Consider the following 14,406-nt stretch of genomic DNA (forward strand, 5'->3'; position numbering starts at 1 on the left):
GGTCACCGTCGCCCGCGACGCGGCCGTCGACCTGCCCTCGCAGCAGGGCCGCTCCGGTGACCGCGAGGGTGATGGCGAGGATCTCGGCGGCCTCGAGCATCGCCTCGTACTGGTCCTTCGGCCCGGGGGCCCGCTGGAGTGCCCGCACGGAGCGGGCGAGGGGGTGCGGCAACGACTCCCGTGCGGTCGACAGCGCTCCGGGGTTGCTCACGGGCTGACGCGTGCCTTCCGGATGCCCGCCGACGGCCTGCACGGGCGGCACGGCCGGCGACGGTTGGGGTGCCGCCACCGGGGCGACCGGGCCCGCGCGGGTGTGCCCGGAGGGCGGTGACTGCCCGCCGGAGCGAGGCGGGCGGCCGCCGGTTGCCGGTCGAGCGCTTGCGGGCTGCGTCCGTTGCGCCGGGGTGGCCGTCTGCTGCTGTTGCCGCCGACGCCACCACCATCGGCGGAACACCAGCCGCAGCCAGGTCGGGACGATGCCGAACAGCGCGATGAACACGATGGTGGCGAGGAGCGTGTCCAGCCATGTCGGCAGGGAGCTCGGTTCATCGCTGGACGGAATCGAGGCGACCGCGAGAGCCCCCCAGCCGATGGTCATCCAGAACGCCCAGTCCCGGTACACGGGACCGTCGAAGAGTCCGAGCACCGCGTTGCGCCGCTTCGGCAGAGCCGCGGGCGGAGGCGACGACGAGGCCCTGGCGCCACTGTTCATGGAGCCATGGTGCCTCCGGACGCCACCCGGAAACAGCGTTTCGCCACACTCGGTCGATGAACCAGCAGCACTGGGTGACAGGCCAGTTGGAGGCGCGAGAGCGAGATCCGAGCCGCAGAACACCGAAGGGCCCCACTGTGAACGGTGGAACGGTCAGCGGTTGATGGACTGGACCTCCTGGACGTTCATGTCCTGCGTGGTCTCAAACGTGCCGTCGGGTAGGGGTCCGTGCGCGTCGCCCGTGCCGTGCCAGGAGATCTGCCAGGTCACCGATGCCGTGAGCTGGTTGGGCCGGCCACCCGAGGCGCGCAGATAGGTGATGCCGCACGGCGGTGACTCCTTTGAGCTGCCCTTGGTGTACGGGGTGCCGATGGAGCCGTCCTTGTTGAAGGTGCACTCACCGGATGCCGGGTAGGTCTCCGCGTCCTCAGTGCCCGGTTCCAGGTGGAGGCTCACAGGCTTCGCGGTGGTCTCGGCGAACAGGCCGGTCCCGGGCAGCTCGGCCCGTACCTTGACCTCCTTGAACGTGCCCTTGTCCAGCCACACCCACGTGGGCAGGTTCACCGTCGACTTGGCCTCGGGCTTCAGCTCGACCTTGGTGTCGGGCACCTTGGTCTGCTGGTACGCCAGCGCCGCCAGGGTCTTGGGATCGATGGCCTGCGGAACCTTCGGGGTCTTGCCCTTGTCCACCCAGAACGGGGGACGAGTACAGGCACCCGCGGCCGGGTCGTCCCTCATGTCGGGGTTCTCGACGGCGACCCACCACATGCCCTTGCCGTTCTTGCCGGCGTTGAAGTCCTTGTAGGGGTGTCCGCCCTTGTAGCGCGCCTTGGCGTCCGCGAGGTCCCTGGGGTCACCGCCCGCGGACTTGTGCATCGACCACTTCGCCTCCGTGAAGGTCTTGAAGTCCTCGGCCTTCCAGTAGGGCTCGTACCAGCACGCCGGTGCCTTCCAGCCCACAGCCGTGGGAGTCAGGGAGCCGGAATGCCGAACCCTGGAAGGGGCACCTTGCACCTTGAAAGCGACCTTGGAGAGGAGTGCCTGCCCGGACGAGTCACCTGACGTCTCCGTCTCCTGGGAGCCGGCACCGCCCCGGCCTGCCGCGAGAGCCGCAGGTGTGCCGAGCAGGCACGCGGTGACGGTGAGCGCCGCAATGGCTCTGCCCCGCGTCACGGCTGACACTTCTGCGACCCCCGGTCCTCGTTGAGGCTCCGGGTCTGCCAGACCCCGTCCTTGTTCTTCTTCACGGCGGTGTTGTAGAAGACATAGTTGTCGGGGCTGTCCGGCGGAGTGTCGCTCTTGATGACCTTGTTCGACTTGCGGTTCTTCAGGTTCGTCTTGCTCTCGTCGACGCAGTACGTCACCGCGGCCGAGGTCTTGCCGAAGACCGTCACGTGCCGGTTGAAGTAGCGTGCGGTGCCGGTCCAGCTGACGTTTTCGTCGATGTTGCGCTTGGTGTACTTGTAGAGCCCGACCAGCGCCTGGTCCGTCGTATAGAAGGCAACTGCTGAGCCCTTCAGGTCCCCGGTCGCCAGCGCCTCGTCCACCGCGCTGATGCGCCGCTCGTTGTCCGCCAGGATCGCGTCCTTCACCGCGTCCCCGGTCTCCCGGCCGTCGAAGACGTTCTTCATGTCCGACGGCAGCTTGATCTCCGGCCGGTCGATGCCGTCCGCCGTTCCAGACGGCGACGGTGACGCCGACTTCGCCTTGCCGGTATCTGCCCCGGCGATCTTGTCGCTGTCGTGGCTGTCGTCCGAGCCGCCGCAGGCACTCAGCAGCAGAGCCGCGGAAGCCGTGAGGAGGGCCGTCGCGAGCCGGGTCGAGCGATTCACAGTTGTCTCCGGTGAGGTGAGGGTTAACCCGAGCGAAGCAACGCTATCTGTGAGCGCTTGATGACAGAAAAAGCGGGGCGAGCTTTGGCCGAGACGTGGCGTGGGACACCGGTTGGCGAGAACGACGAAGGTCCCGGCCGGTGAACCGGTCGGGACCTTCGTCTGCCCTCTCGGGCGGGTGCGGAGGATACGAGATTCGAACTCGTGAGGGGTTGCCCCCAACACGCTTTCCAACTGTCCGCGTGGCCGTACGGGGGCGTTCGTAGAGGTTCGAGGGGCAGGTCAGAGAGGGTGCGCGTACGGCAGTGAACGGTGGCGGCCGTCGGCGCACTGGACAAAGACCAGGACAACGAGCAGTGCCAAAACCTCAGCTCAGACACGACGGGCTGAGCCTGGGCACCTGCGCGGTGAGCCGTCTCCGCTGCTGCCAACGGCGTGAGCCAACGCGTAGGCTGACGCCGAGGTGGCGGACGTGCAACCAGGGAGGGGAAATGGTTGGATGATATGGGAATTTGTGGTTCCCGGAATTCCGCTCTCGGTCAATTCCAAAGATTCAAAGAAGAAGCAGCGATGGATTGATCATGTGCGCGCTTGCGCCACAAAGCAGCTTCCGGAAGATGGCTTCCCGCTTGTTGAGGATGTGTCCGTATCGGTTACATACTTCCATGTGGGGCCGACAGACGTAGACATCGACAACATTTTGAAGCGCATCATCGATGGAATGTATCCGGAAGTTATGGTGGATGATGCACAGATTCAAGATGTTTCGGCATCTCGGAGAGACGTCCTGGATGGTTCGTTCAGGAATCCGCCATCGGTCATCCTTCCGTACCTGATCACTGGCGAGCCGTTTGTTTATGTGACCGTATATTCAGCTATGCCGCACGAGGAGTTGCCGTGGCTTGGCAAAATGCAACGATGAGTGCGCTCCGCGAACGCGCGGAAAGGCTTCCTCCTGGATGGAAAATGTACATCGGCGTAGTCGATGGCGAACATCTACCGGAAGGGTTTGCATCCGGCGCTCGGGAGGAGTTTGACGCTGTTGCCGTCGGCCCCGATGGTGGCATCATTTTTGAAGTTGTCCAGCAGAGGGCCGCTAGCTCGCAGGCGAAGATCGCTCGTATTGAGAGGATTCGAAAGCGACTCCACCGGCTTAGCGGTTGGGACGTGGAAGTCATCGTCCTCCCTCAAGCATCGCGTCTGGCGCAAGGGGGCGAGATTGAAAATAGGCTGCGGGCTGTTTCTGAGCTTGTGGAATCCGGAGAGTCTTCGGGTGACAGGGAATTCTTGCGCGCTGCGTTCGTCCTAGCCTTTTCAGTCCTGGAATGGACTTTGGCGCGGCATTTTCAGGATGCTCCGGAAGGTCGCGCTCTGAGTGTCCGGCAGATGGCTGAAAAGATGGTTTCGGAGGGTGTTCTATCGGAGGACATCTACCGGGAGATTCGCGAACTTCAGGCTGTGCGGAGTGAAATCGTTCACGGCCTTTCGGTGACCGCATCAATTGATGGTGACACGGTTCGGCACATCAGGCAGGTGGCGGAAACAGTCAACGCCGAACTTTCGAAAGTTCAGACGTGACGCGAGGCCGGTATTTCTTCTCGAAAACAAGACGGGCGCGGCCTCTTTTGGAGGCCGCGCCCGCTTTTCTGTTTAGCCGTCAGGAAGGCAGGAATCCCGGCTTCTCCCTGCCCAGGTCTTGCAGGTGGTTCAGGTAGTCCTGTGCAGCCGGTTCGGTGCTGTAGCGCTGCCTCACGACGGCCGCGAGTTCTCGGCTGGTCATGATCAGGGAAGGGACAGACTGACGCTCGCCTTGTAGGGCGCGTTCGCCATGGATGAGGGCTTGTTCGAGGTCGCCCCCTCGCGCTGCGGTGACCCCCAGGGTCACCCGTGCTTCGGCGTTCCGCATGGGCGACCGCTCCGTGCCGTCGAAGTCAGTTCCCGCACGGAGAACCTCATCCGCGAGTGTCCGCGCAAGTCGGTCTTCCCCGACCAGGCGGTAGCAGTCCATCGCGTAGAAGTCGAACTTGGCGGGGTCGACAACAAAGTGGTTGTCCAGGTTCTCGGGATACGGCATCCCCTCTAGCAGCCGGCGCCCCTTGTCGAGAGCCACCTCAACCTGCCGACGGTCCCCGAGCCGCGCCCATGCTTTGGCTTCCTGGCCAGCGAGCTGCACGGCGACGCCATGGTGTGCTGCGGTCTCTGCCCCGGCTTGTGCTGCCGCGATGACCCCGCGATAGTCGCCGGTCGTGAGGGCGAACCACGCCCGCATCTCGTGTGCCCACCCCGCCACCTCGGGGTGGTCGGACTCGGTTGCGAGCGAGAGAGCGGCACGCCGCGTTGACTCGGCCGCGTGGCGGTCGCCCGTGTCGTACTCGACACAGCCGACCAGCAAGGCGAGCCAACCCGACAGCGCGAGTACTTCGCGATGCTGGGCGAGCGTGAGGCTCTTCGTGTGCAGGTCGACAACGCGGCGAAGCCACTGCCGCCCCTCGATGAGGAGCTGAGCACTCGGCATGAACGGGTATTCGGAGCAGAGGCGGTCCGTGGTGATCCGGAGAGCATCGAGAGTCGCGCTGTCGACGTCCGACCGGTTCAGGCGACTCACGATCTCCAGAGTCTCCATGCCGCTCGCTGCCAAGATCTCCTTGTCTCCGTCCCGGCGAGACGGAGCAGGGAAGAGGGCGTGCGTCACCGTGCCGAACACGGCCGCGATGATCGGTTGATAGAAGTCGTTCGGTGCCTGGCCGGACTCCCAGCGCTTCCACTGGCGAATCATGCTGTCCTCTGCCGGCAGCTCCGTGGGTGCGTGCGCACGCAGGGCCCTGACCGCGTCACGCTGTGACCAATCGCGTGCCTGTCGCTCGGCAGCGATGCGCCGCGCCCATGCGGGCCTGTCGTCAGTCATGCGCCCTCCTCCGAGTGCCTACTCCGAGTCTCACGCGCGGGCAGGGGGGACAGGGAAGGGGACAGGGGGGTGTCACTGGACATGTCCCCACCCCCCCTTCCGTCGTCCCCTGGCTGTCACTTACCTCACACACTCCGTTACTCCCATGCTGGTTGCAGATCAAGCGCCACCCGGTACGGAGCGGCTTTCCAGCGCTTCGAGCCGTTCGGTCAACGCCTTGAGTTGGGAGCGGATTTCCTTGATGTCATCGCGTACGTCGTCACCCGGGGCAGACCCGTCGCTGACGAAGTTGCCCAGGTTCCCCGCCGACACGATCAGTCCTTCGGACCGGAGTGCAGCTAGCCCGTTCTGGATGGTCTGGCTCGCATACCCGAATCGGTCCATCAACTCTCGCTGAGACGGGAGTTTCTCCCCCGGCTGCATCTTCTTGATGTCGTCGCGGAGAGCGTCCGCGACCTGCACCGCCTTCGGCTTTGGCCCTCCTGTGACAGTCATGCCTTGAGGGTACCCACCACAGTGAACTAGTGCGCATCACTCCACAGGGGTTGTGCGCCACAGCAGACTAGTGCAAGCTAGTCAGCAAGAGGTCGCCCCGGCCTTAAGGGGAAACCGTTTGACCTGCACAGACAGCGTCCGGAGGAAAGCCCGCAGGGGTGAGTACGAAGGAAGCGCCGGTTCCTTGAGAACTCAACAGAGTGCTTTGAAAGACCAGCCCCGGCATCCAGCCGTGAGGGCGCGAGATCGAATCTCGCCCGGGGCGCTTGGCCCGCCGCGACATGCGGCGTTGGCCCCCCCCGTATCCGGACGCGGCAGTACTCCCGGACAGGACAGCCCGCCGCGCCGGATCTCCCTATCCCGACGTACCTGAATGGAGATCCACCATGCGAATGCGTACTTTCGTCGCCGGCCAGGAAGCGCACGGCGACTTCGAGTTCGCGGAACTGGCGCTCGGTATCGACGTCGATCTGTTCCGGGGCCCGCTGGTTTTCGAGGCGGACGACGAGCGCGCGGCCCGTGAGGACGCGGCCCGTGACGTCCTCGCCGACCTGCGGGAGATGGGCGAGGCCGGTGACGAGATCGCTGGTTGGGACGCCCTGTACGCCGACGCGCTGACCCGTACGGTGCCGTTCCTGCGTGCCGCTCGCGGCCACCGGGCGGGAACGGGGGAAGCGGCATGAGCCAGACACGCAAGCCGCTGAGCAAGGTGCAGATCGGTGTTCTGACGGCCGCGTTCGTGCCCATGCTGGCCACGGGCGTTGTCGGTGGCATCGGCACGTACAGCAACATCGGTCACGCCTACGGCACGGGTACCGCGCTCGGTGCGCTCGGTGCCGGTGAGGGCGCCACGGCCGTGCTCGCCCTGGTCCTGCTGGGACTGACCATGCTGGGTCAGTCCTCGCCGCGTGTCGTGCGGATCGGTCTGTGGGCGCTGCCGGCCGCCGCCGCTGTCATGGGTGCCATGGCCGCGCCGGACCCGGGCCGCACGGTCGTCTACGCGCTGACCCCGATGGGCATGTCCGTCTCGGCCGAGGGCATGGCGTTCCTCGCGCGTCGGATCGTCGTGCACACCGACGGCCGCGATGCGGAGAACGAGCGGCGGACCGCCGACATCGTGCAGGCCCTCGCCTACCACCGGGCCCGTGCCGCGCACCACCCGGTGAGCCGGGTGCGCAAGCGGTCCGATCGGGCGTCGTGGCGACTGGCACGCAAGGCCGGGGTCGGGGACGCGGCGCTCGGATCGAGGCTGCTGGACGTACAGCGCGACCGGATCACCGACGGCGCGGACGCGGCCCTCGCCGCGATGTTCGGCACCACCACCCCTACCCCCACCCCGATCGCAAATGCGGAGGAATCGTCCGGAAGCAGTCGAGAACGGTCTACCTCTGACCTGCCTGTATCGGCCCCGGCGACGGTCACCCTGACGCGGCTTTCGGTGCCCGATCCGGCGCCGGTCGACCTCGGCAAGTCAAGCGGCGGCATGAAGCCGATTCCCGCCGTCGCGCCCACGGTGAAGCCGGTGCCGATCGCCCCGACGCCCGCCCGGCCGGTGCCGGCTGCGTCGAGCGCGCCGCGTCGGGCGACGGGCCGTGTCCCGGTCGCCGCGAAGTCGACCCGCACCCGCCGTACCCCGGATCAGCTCATGGCGGAAGCGCGCAAGGCGACGGCCGGATGGACGGACGCTGAGGTGACCGGGGAGGGCATCCGCCGGGCCCTGCGCACCTCGCCCGCCAACGCCCGCAAGCTGCGTGACGCCCTGCTCGCCGAACGCGCCACCGGGGCGGTGACGCCGTGAACGCCCTCGCCGCGCTCTTACCGGCCCTGCCGCCCGTCCTCGGGTGGGCGGTACACGCCCGGTGGTTGCACGCACGGTTGACCACGGCCCGCCGTGACCCGCTCACCGGGTTGTGGACGCGGGACGCGTTCACCTGGCGGGCCCGCCGTCTGCTGCGTGACCCGCGCGCCGTGGTCGTGCTCGCGGACGTCGACCACTTCAAGCAGGTCAACGACACCCACGGCCACGCGGCCGGTGACGTGCTGCTCGCCACGGTCGCCGCCCGTCTCGCCCACGGCACCACCCCGGGCGGGGTGGCGGGTCGGCTCGGTGGGGACGAATTCGCCGCCGTCGTCATCGACCGCGACGGCACGGCCGCTGACCGGCTCCACACCCTCGGCCGCGTCCTCGCCCGGCCGGTCGACACGGCGCCTGACGTGCACACCACGGTGTCGCTGGGGTGGGTGCGGGCCGCCGACCACTTGGGCGAGGACTTGTCGGCGCTGCTGCGCCGCGCCGATGAGGCCATGTACGCGGCGAAGCGCTCGGGTAGGTCCGGTCCCCGTCGGGCCCGTCTCGGTCGGCTGCTGGGGTCGGTGGTCGGCCGTCGTCCCGGGCGGCGCGGCGCGGCATGAGCACGCTGCCAGTCTTCCGGTGGCACTTCGCCCCGGACGGCTACGCCACTCGCCGTCAACTGCGGGCCCGTGGCCTGCGCCCCGGTGGTCAGGATGTCGCCGCGCAACTCGAACGTCCCCGGCGGCGGGGCCGCGCGCCGCTGGTCGCCTTCTTGTACCGCGTCGACCTCGCCCTACCGGTCCGGCCGATGACGCCGGGCCGTTGGCGGGCCCACGCCGCGATGATGCGCGCCCGCCGCACCTGCCCCGAGTGCCACCGGGACGCCGGATACGTCATCCCCACGTCGCTCGGATCGTGCGTGACCTGCGCCTATCCCGAGGAACAGCACGCCGCGTGAGCACAACCCATCCCCATCGAACGCGTGAAGCCTTGGCCAGAACTATCCGAAAGTCAGGATAGTTACGGCCCTTGCGTGGCTCCACGATCGATTTCCCCGGGTCCGGCCGCCCGACCTTCCACAGCAAGCCAGCCGGACCCTTCGACTCCCGAAGGAGTACGTACATCGTGACGGAAACGACGACCTTCACGCCCGCCGGGGACCCGGAGGGCACCGAACCGACGGCCGACATCGTGCCGTTCCCGCTGAAGAAGACCACCGACCCCGACCCGGCCGTCCCGGGTGGGGGTGTGGTGAAGCCGGGTGAGTGGGAGGCCGAACTCCCCGACTCCGACGACCCGGAGGCCGACGGCCTGAGCGAGGGGGCGCCGGTCGACCCGCCGCGAGAGGTCTACCCGCCCTCGGTCGCAGAGTGGATGGAGGCCAAGGACAAGGCCCGCCTGCCGGTGCTGCCGGACTGGGTGAAGCTCCCCGACCAGCGCACGGCCGTGCGCAAGTGGGCGATCCGGCACTACTCGGCCGTGGTCGGCTACCACGCCGTGCGCCTGCCGCTCGTGTACACGCCGAAGATCTGCGCGTACTCGCCGCGCGGCGCGTGGCGTTGGTCGACCGCGATCGGCCGGTGGGTCTTCGACGCGGAGGGCAAGGGCTTGCGCCTCGCCTCCGTGGCCAACGAGGACGCGGCGGAGTACCTGAAGCTCTCCCGGCAGCGCAACGACCGCGTGCGGCTGCGCGGCATCGTGGCCACGATCGCCGGTGTCGTCGGCCTGGCCGCCGCGCTGACCCTGTACGTCATGGCGCCGTCGTGGCTGCTCATGCTGGCCATGGCGACGCTGACCACCACCCTCGGTGTGGTGGGTGCGCCGGCCGACCGGCCGCTGATCGACATGGCCAAGGTGACGTTCCGCAAGCGCAAGCTGTCTTCCGACATCGTCATCCGCGCGCACGAGGCGTCCGGGCTGACCACCAAGGATCAGACGATCGCCTTCCCGCGTCCGATCGGCCGGGACGGCGACGGCTGGCGCGTGGTCGTGGATCTGCCGTACGGCAAGACGTTCGAGGACGCGATGAAGGCTCACGCCCGTCTCGCCTCCGGTATGGACATCGCTCCCACTCAGCTCTTCCTCGACAAGGACGAAACGAGCGGCCGGCGGGTGTCGTACTGGATCGCCGACCGTGACCCGCTCGCCGTCCCGTCGGGCAAGTCCCCGCTGCTGGGGGCAACCCGGGTGGACTTCTGGAAGCCGTTCCCGTGGGGCGTGGACGAACGTGGCAACCCGGTCATGGCCACGATGCTGTGGCTGTCGCTGCTGGTCGGCGCCGTGCCGCGTCAGGGCAAGACGTTCTCCGCCCGCACGATCGCCCTCGCCGCCGCGCTCGACCCGTACGTCCGGCTGTACGTGTTCGACGGCAAGGCGTCGCCGGACTGGCGGGCGTTCACCAAGGTCGCTCACCGCGTCGGGTTCGGCATCGTCCCGAAGAACGGGATCGACCCCGTCTCGCATCTGCTGACCTCGTTGCGCGAGTTGAAGGCGGACGTCGAAGACCGGTACCACCGGCTATCCGAACTGCCGCTGCACGTCTGCCCGGAGGGCAAGCTCACCCCGGAGATCAGCCGGGACAAGAAGCTGAACATGCCGCTCACGTTGTTCGTGGTGGATGAGGTGCAGGAGTACCTGACCCACCCCGAGCACGGCAAGGAAATCCTGTCCCTGATGGTCTACCTCGCCCGGGTCGCCCCCGCGGTGGGTGTCTCGGTGATGACGGCGACGCAGAAGCCGGACGACAAGGCGTGCCCGTCGGAGCTGCGTGACCAGCATCAGGCCCGGTTCGCCCTGCGGGTCGGCGCCTACCAGGTCTCGGACACCATCCTCGGTGCCGGGTCCTACAGCGAGGGCTTGGACGCGTCCAAGCTGCTGAAGTCCCACAAGGGCGTGGGTCTGCTCAAGGGCATGTCCGACGACTCCGGGATCGTGCGCACATACCTCGCCGACGGCCGCGACGCCGAACGCATCCTCAGCCGCGCCGCCGCCCTGCGCGAGGCAGAGGGCACGCTGTCCGGCGACGCGGCCGGCGAGGCCCCCGCCCCCGAGACGTCCGCGACCATCCTGGACGACGTCGCGGCCGTGCTCAGCAAGGGCGAGGCCAAGGTGTGGTCCGAAACGGTCGTGGACCGGCTTGCCGACCTGCGCCCGGAGGTCTACGGGCCGTGGGCGGAGCTGGAGGCCAAGCCCAAGGCGGAAGCGCTCACCGCCGCGCTCAAGCCGTTCGGCATCGGCACGGTGCAGATCAGCCGGCGCATCGACGGCGAACAGGTCAACAAGCGCGGCATCAAGCGCGAGGGCATCGCCGCCGCGATTACGCACCGCAACCAGAAGAGGGACGCCGGATAGGTCTCACAGCCTGCTACCGGTAGCGGCAGACGTCGCTACCGGTAGCAACCCTGCTAGCGACCAAAACCACCCCTGATCAGGCCGCTAGCAGATAGCGGCCGACCTGCGGAAACCCCTCGAACCCCCTCTGAGAGGCCCTCGATGAGCCTTGCAGCGCTCGCTATCGCATTCCTCCTGGTCGTCACCCTGGGTTACGTCGTCAAGTGCTGGCTGAGCCCGTTCGGCGACTGCCGCAAATGCGACGGCATGGGCCACGGCTTCACCACCGACCGCAAGGGCAAGGCCAAGCGCGGCCCTGACTGCCGCCGCTGCGACGCCACCGGCAAGCGCATACGTGTCGGCCGCTGGATCTACAACCGCGCCGCGCGCACCTACCGCGCTGGCACCCGCTGACCACCCCCGCCGGGAGGCCCCATGGACATCACCATCTCGCTCGTTCTGCTGCTCGCCGTCGGCGTCGCACTGCTGCTGCGCTTCAAGGCCGTCGGTGCCGGTGCGGCCGTCGTTGTCGCGCTCTTCGGCTTTTACCTCGCCGACACCGACGCGAGCGACACCGTCAACCAGCTCGTCACCGCCGTCACCGGCGCCCTCGCCGACGCCGGCCGCTAGAAGGGAGACCAGACGTGAACGAACCCACCGCGTACGGCCGTCCGGCCGGACACGAGACGGCGGCCGTGGAAGTCCACACCCCCACCCCCCTCACCCCCGCCCACACCGCCCCGCTCATGCCCATGCAGCCGGGCACCATCCCGACCGTGACGAGCGTCGTCCTCCTCGACGGCCGCGTCGTCACCGGCTACGCCATCGAGCCCGCCAAGCCCGAACCAGTCGCGCACAAGCCGGCCGTCTCCCGGGCGGCGGTGAACATCGCGCTCGGGGGCGTCGGGTTCCTCGCCGTGTGCGGCGGACTGCTGATGCTCACCACGTTCATCACCGCCCTGACCGCGCTGGTGACCCAGCTCGTCATCCTCGCCGCCGTCGTCTTCGGCGGCTGGATCGCCGTGCAGGTGTTCAGCGCGAGCGGCCACCGGGACGGGGCCACGGTCAACATCCGCAAGGCCGTCATCAAGCGCAACAAGTTCTACGGCTGAGAAGGAGATCAACACTCGTGATCCGACTGCGTATCCAGCGCACCGCGCTGCCCCGCAACGCCCTGATCCTGACCGACACGCCTCGCCCCGACTGCCCCGAGTGCGACGGCGTGGGCGGCATCCCGCACGACTACGGCAACCACTACGACGGCGAGTACGAGGGCACCGAGTGGGAGCCCTGCCCTTGCTGGACGGAGTGGCGCATGGTCCTGCTGCCGCTCCCGCGCCTGCCCCGGTGGCTGCGCCGCCGCGACAACGGCCGCGACCCATGGGGCCCGGACGGCTACAGCGACGAACCGCCCTTCTAGCTCCGCCCGTGGGCGGCGGCACTCCCGGACAAGGACAGCCCGCCGCCCACGGTCTCCGTATCCCGACGTAGCAGAACAGGAGACCTACAGCATGACCCAACTGCGCGTTTTCGGCGAGGGCCCTTTGGCCCCTGCCACCCGTTCGGGGCGAGTGTCCCGGCCGCGTCTGCTGGATTTGTTCTCGTGTGCCGGTGGTGCCGCGATGGGTTACCACCGGGCGGGGTTCGCGGTGGACGGCTGTGACATCGCTGACCGCCCGAACTACCCCTTCCCCTACCAGCGCGGTGACGCCCTCGCCTACCTCGCCCACCTGATCGCGTCCGGTGAGATCCGCCGGTACGCGGCCGTTCACGCCTCCCCGCCGTGCCAGCACGGATGCGCCCTGACGGTGGGCACCAACGCCTCGCAGGGATGGGGCCGCACTCACGTCGACCTGGTCGCCCCCGTTCGTGAACTGTTGGAGCGGACCGGCCTGCCGTACGTCATCGAGCAACCGAACGGCCGCGCGGAGATCCGCAAGGATCTGACGCTGTGCGGAGAGATGTTCGGTCTCGGGGTCATCCGGCACCGCAACTTCGAGTTGGGCGGATGGACCACTGACGGGCTGGCGCACGTCCCGCACCGGGGCCGCGTACGTGGCTACCGGCACGGCCGTTTCTACGACGGCCCGTACGTGGCCGCGTACGGCAACGGCGGCGGCAAGCCGTCCGTCCCCGAACTCCAGACGGCCATGGGCATCATGTGGACCGACGTGCGCGAGGAACTGACGGAAGCGATCCCGCCCGCCTACACCGAGTTCATCGGCCGCGCCTACCTCGCCGCCACCGGAACAATGGGGGTGGCGGCATGAGCGCGACGCCCGAAACCCTCCGGGTCGCCCTCGCCCTCGCGGCGGCCGGTGTACCGGTCCTGCCCCTGCGGGCGGGAAAGGTCCCGTTCGGCAACTGCCGTTCCTGCAAGGACGGCGCCTGTGGTGGCCGACCCAACATGAAAGCCGTGGGCGCCTGCACGTGCCCGGCGCCGTGCCACGCGTGGGCCGCTGCGACAACCGACCCGCACGTCCTCACCTCGCCCGTGTGGGCGCCGGTGTGGCGTGAGGCGGTGGCGGTCGCCTACCACCCCGGCGGGGCGGGGCTGACGGTCGTCGACCTGGACAACGCGGCGGCTGTCGCATGGGCCCGAGAGTCCCTGCCCGCCACCCGCGTCGTGTCGACGACGCGTGGTGAGCACTGGCTCTACCGGGGCGCCATGGCGTCGGCGAACGCGGTCCGGCCGGGTGTCGACATCAAGTCCCTGACGCAGTACGCCCGCTGGCTCGGACCCGGGACCGGCCGTATTGCCGTTCTCCCGGCGGCCGTGCGCGCCCTGGTGGTGAAGGAAAAGACCACCCCCGCCCCGGGGGAGGTGGCATCTTCCCTTCCCACCCGCGCCACATGGTCGCGGCAGGTGGCCACCGGGTGCCGCCACACCGAGCGCTACGTCCGCACCGGCCTGGAACGCGGCCTCGCCCTCGTGCGGGCCCGCACCGAATCCGGCGCCGGATCACAGGCGTTCGGGGTCGCGCGGTTCCTCGCCGCCCAGCACACCGCATGTCCGGGACCGTGCGGACTCGCCGTACTCGGGGACGCGGTCGTGGCCGCCGCCGTCTCCGTCGGTGTTCCGGAGACCTACGCTCGCCGCGCGGTCGCCAACGGCCTTGAGACGGCTGTGGAGCGCGCGGCATGAACAAAACTTCCCGAATCCCCACGTTCGGCCCTCAGGGCGCCGTGCAGGGCCCGCCACGGCCGACCGTAGGCGAACCGAAGGGCGTCGCCCGTAAGGGCGTCCTTTCTGCCGTTGGTTCTGACCCGCAGACGGTCACCGTCACCGGCATCACTCCGGGGCTACAGGTTCAGTGCGAGGGCGTACCGGTCGCGGACT

The 14,406-nt window shown here is 68.3% G+C and carries 17 protein-coding genes; 13 read left to right on the forward strand and 4 right to left on the reverse strand.

Translation table 11 applies throughout. From position 1 onward, the window contains the following. Positions 1-865 precede the first annotated feature (865 nt). Together ACZ6CV_RS12810 and ACZ6CV_RS12815 are read right to left on the reverse strand one after the other, a co-directional pair. Entirely contained in the window at positions 866-1,672 is an 807-nt protein-coding gene (locus ACZ6CV_RS12810) for a hypothetical protein (protein ID WP_469250802.1), read from the reverse strand. A 209-nt stretch (positions 1,673-1,881) separates the two neighbouring features. Continuing rightward, positions 1,882-2,544 (reverse strand): hypothetical protein, encoded by a 663-nt coding sequence (locus tag ACZ6CV_RS12815; RefSeq protein ID WP_469250803.1) that lies wholly within the window; start codon positions 2,542-2,544, stop codon positions 1,882-1,884. Between the two features lie 463 nt (positions 2,545-3,007). On the opposite strand from ACZ6CV_RS12815, the gene ACZ6CV_RS12820 reads away from it, so the two are divergent. Further along, positions 3,008-3,466: a RusA family crossover junction endodeoxyribonuclease gene (locus ACZ6CV_RS12820; RefSeq protein WP_469250804.1), complete on the forward strand. Its 459-nt coding sequence runs from the start codon at positions 3,008-3,010 to the stop codon at positions 3,464-3,466. Next, a complete protein-coding gene (locus ACZ6CV_RS12825; RefSeq protein ID WP_469250805.1) occupies positions 3,463-4,122 on the forward strand; it encodes a hypothetical protein in 660 nt (219 codons plus the stop codon). The genes ACZ6CV_RS12820 and ACZ6CV_RS12825 overlap by 4 nt, the downstream gene beginning before the upstream one ends. Before the next feature lie 79 nt (positions 4,123-4,201). Here the strand turns inward: ACZ6CV_RS12825 and ACZ6CV_RS12830 are convergent, their stop codons facing one another. Beyond that, on the reverse strand, positions 4,202-5,449 hold the full coding sequence (locus ACZ6CV_RS12830; RefSeq protein WP_469250806.1) for an XRE family transcriptional regulator: 1,248 nt from the start codon (positions 5,447-5,449) through the stop codon (positions 4,202-4,204). A gap of 159 nt (positions 5,450-5,608) precedes the next feature. Then, positions 5,609-5,944 carry a winged helix-turn-helix domain-containing protein gene (locus tag ACZ6CV_RS12835; RefSeq protein WP_469250807.1) on the reverse strand — a complete coding sequence of 112 codons (336 nt, stop codon included), beginning with the start codon at positions 5,942-5,944 and terminating at the stop codon, positions 5,609-5,611. Between the two features lie 392 nt (positions 5,945-6,336). Between ACZ6CV_RS12835 and ACZ6CV_RS12840 the strand changes: the two genes are divergently transcribed. From ACZ6CV_RS12840 to ACZ6CV_RS12890, 11 genes are all read left to right on the forward strand, one after another. Beyond that, on the forward strand, positions 6,337-6,627 hold the full coding sequence (locus ACZ6CV_RS12840) for a hypothetical protein (RefSeq protein WP_469250907.1): 291 nt from the start codon (positions 6,337-6,339) through the stop codon (positions 6,625-6,627). Continuing rightward, positions 6,624-7,742 carry a conjugal transfer protein gene (locus tag ACZ6CV_RS12845; protein WP_469250808.1) on the forward strand — a complete coding sequence of 373 codons (1,119 nt, stop codon included), beginning with the start codon at positions 6,624-6,626 and terminating at the stop codon, positions 7,740-7,742. The genes ACZ6CV_RS12840 and ACZ6CV_RS12845 overlap by 4 nt, the downstream gene beginning before the upstream one ends. Next, positions 7,739-8,356, forward strand: a complete 618-nt coding sequence (locus tag ACZ6CV_RS12850) for a GGDEF domain-containing protein (RefSeq protein WP_469250809.1) — start codon at positions 7,739-7,741, stop codon at positions 8,354-8,356. The genes ACZ6CV_RS12845 and ACZ6CV_RS12850 overlap by 4 nt, the downstream gene beginning before the upstream one ends. After that, positions 8,353-8,694 (forward strand): RRQRL motif-containing zinc-binding protein, encoded by a 342-nt coding sequence (locus tag ACZ6CV_RS12855; RefSeq protein WP_469250810.1) that lies wholly within the window; start codon positions 8,353-8,355, stop codon positions 8,692-8,694. Before ACZ6CV_RS12850 ends, ACZ6CV_RS12855 begins: the two co-directional genes overlap by 4 nt. Positions 8,695-8,861: 167 nt before the next feature. Further along, a complete protein-coding gene (locus ACZ6CV_RS12860) occupies positions 8,862-11,087 on the forward strand; it encodes a cell division protein FtsK (protein WP_469250811.1) in 2,226 nt (741 codons plus the stop codon). Positions 11,088-11,228: 141 nt separating this feature from the next. Further along, entirely contained in the window at positions 11,229-11,480 is a 252-nt protein-coding gene (locus tag ACZ6CV_RS12865; RefSeq protein WP_469250812.1) for a hypothetical protein, read from the forward strand. A gap of 21 nt (positions 11,481-11,501) precedes the next feature. Continuing rightward, positions 11,502-11,696 carry a hypothetical protein gene (locus ACZ6CV_RS12870; protein ID WP_469250813.1) on the forward strand — a complete coding sequence of 65 codons (195 nt, stop codon included), beginning with the start codon at positions 11,502-11,504 and terminating at the stop codon, positions 11,694-11,696. A 14-nt stretch (positions 11,697-11,710) separates the two neighbouring features. Continuing rightward, positions 11,711-12,178: a hypothetical protein gene (locus ACZ6CV_RS12875; RefSeq protein ID WP_469250814.1), complete on the forward strand. Its 468-nt coding sequence runs from the start codon at positions 11,711-11,713 to the stop codon at positions 12,176-12,178. A 17-nt stretch (positions 12,179-12,195) separates the two neighbouring features. Beyond that, positions 12,196-12,486: a hypothetical protein gene (locus tag ACZ6CV_RS12880; protein WP_469250815.1), complete on the forward strand. Its 291-nt coding sequence runs from the start codon at positions 12,196-12,198 to the stop codon at positions 12,484-12,486. Between the two features lie 202 nt (positions 12,487-12,688). After that, a complete protein-coding gene (locus ACZ6CV_RS12885; protein WP_469250816.1) occupies positions 12,689-13,336 on the forward strand; it encodes a DNA methylase in 648 nt (215 codons plus the stop codon). Further along, positions 13,333-14,211, forward strand: coding sequence for a bifunctional DNA primase/polymerase (locus ACZ6CV_RS12890; RefSeq protein WP_469250817.1), 879 nt, complete (start codon positions 13,333-13,335; stop codon positions 14,209-14,211). The genes ACZ6CV_RS12885 and ACZ6CV_RS12890 overlap by 4 nt, the downstream gene beginning before the upstream one ends. The last annotated feature ends 195 nt before the right edge of the window (positions 14,212-14,406 follow it).

This window comes from Streptomyces sp. NPDC041713 (assembly GCF_055591085.1).

What these genes read in the sequence shown, in the direction of transcription:
- ACZ6CV_RS12840 (WP_469250907.1), top strand. Translation starts at nt 6,337, where the DNA reads ATGCGTACTTTCGTCGCCGGCCAGGAAGCGCACGGCGACTTCGAGTTC.
- ACZ6CV_RS12845 (WP_469250808.1), top strand. Translation starts at nt 6,624, where the DNA reads ATGAGCCAGACACGCAAGCCGCTGAGCAAGGTGCAGATCGGTGTTCTG.
- ACZ6CV_RS12885 (WP_469250816.1), top strand. Translation starts at nt 12,689, where the DNA reads ATGGGTTACCACCGGGCGGGGTTCGCGGTGGACGGCTGTGACATCGCT.
- ACZ6CV_RS12870 (WP_469250813.1), top strand. Translation starts at nt 11,502, where the DNA reads ATGGACATCACCATCTCGCTCGTTCTGCTGCTCGCCGTCGGCGTCGCA.
- ACZ6CV_RS12835 (WP_469250807.1), bottom strand. Translation starts at nt 5,944, where the DNA reads ATGACTGTCACAGGAGGGCCAAAGCCGAAGGCGGTGCAGGTCGCGGAC.
- ACZ6CV_RS12855 (WP_469250810.1), top strand. Translation starts at nt 8,353, where the DNA reads ATGAGCACGCTGCCAGTCTTCCGGTGGCACTTCGCCCCGGACGGCTAC.
- ACZ6CV_RS12865 (WP_469250812.1), top strand. Translation starts at nt 11,229, where the DNA reads ATGAGCCTTGCAGCGCTCGCTATCGCATTCCTCCTGGTCGTCACCCTG.
- ACZ6CV_RS12825 (WP_469250805.1), top strand. Translation starts at nt 3,463, where the DNA reads ATGAGTGCGCTCCGCGAACGCGCGGAAAGGCTTCCTCCTGGATGGAAA.
- ACZ6CV_RS12890 (WP_469250817.1), top strand. Translation starts at nt 13,333, where the DNA reads ATGAGCGCGACGCCCGAAACCCTCCGGGTCGCCCTCGCCCTCGCGGCG.
- ACZ6CV_RS12830 (WP_469250806.1), bottom strand. Translation starts at nt 5,449, where the DNA reads ATGACTGACGACAGGCCCGCATGGGCGCGGCGCATCGCTGCCGAGCGA.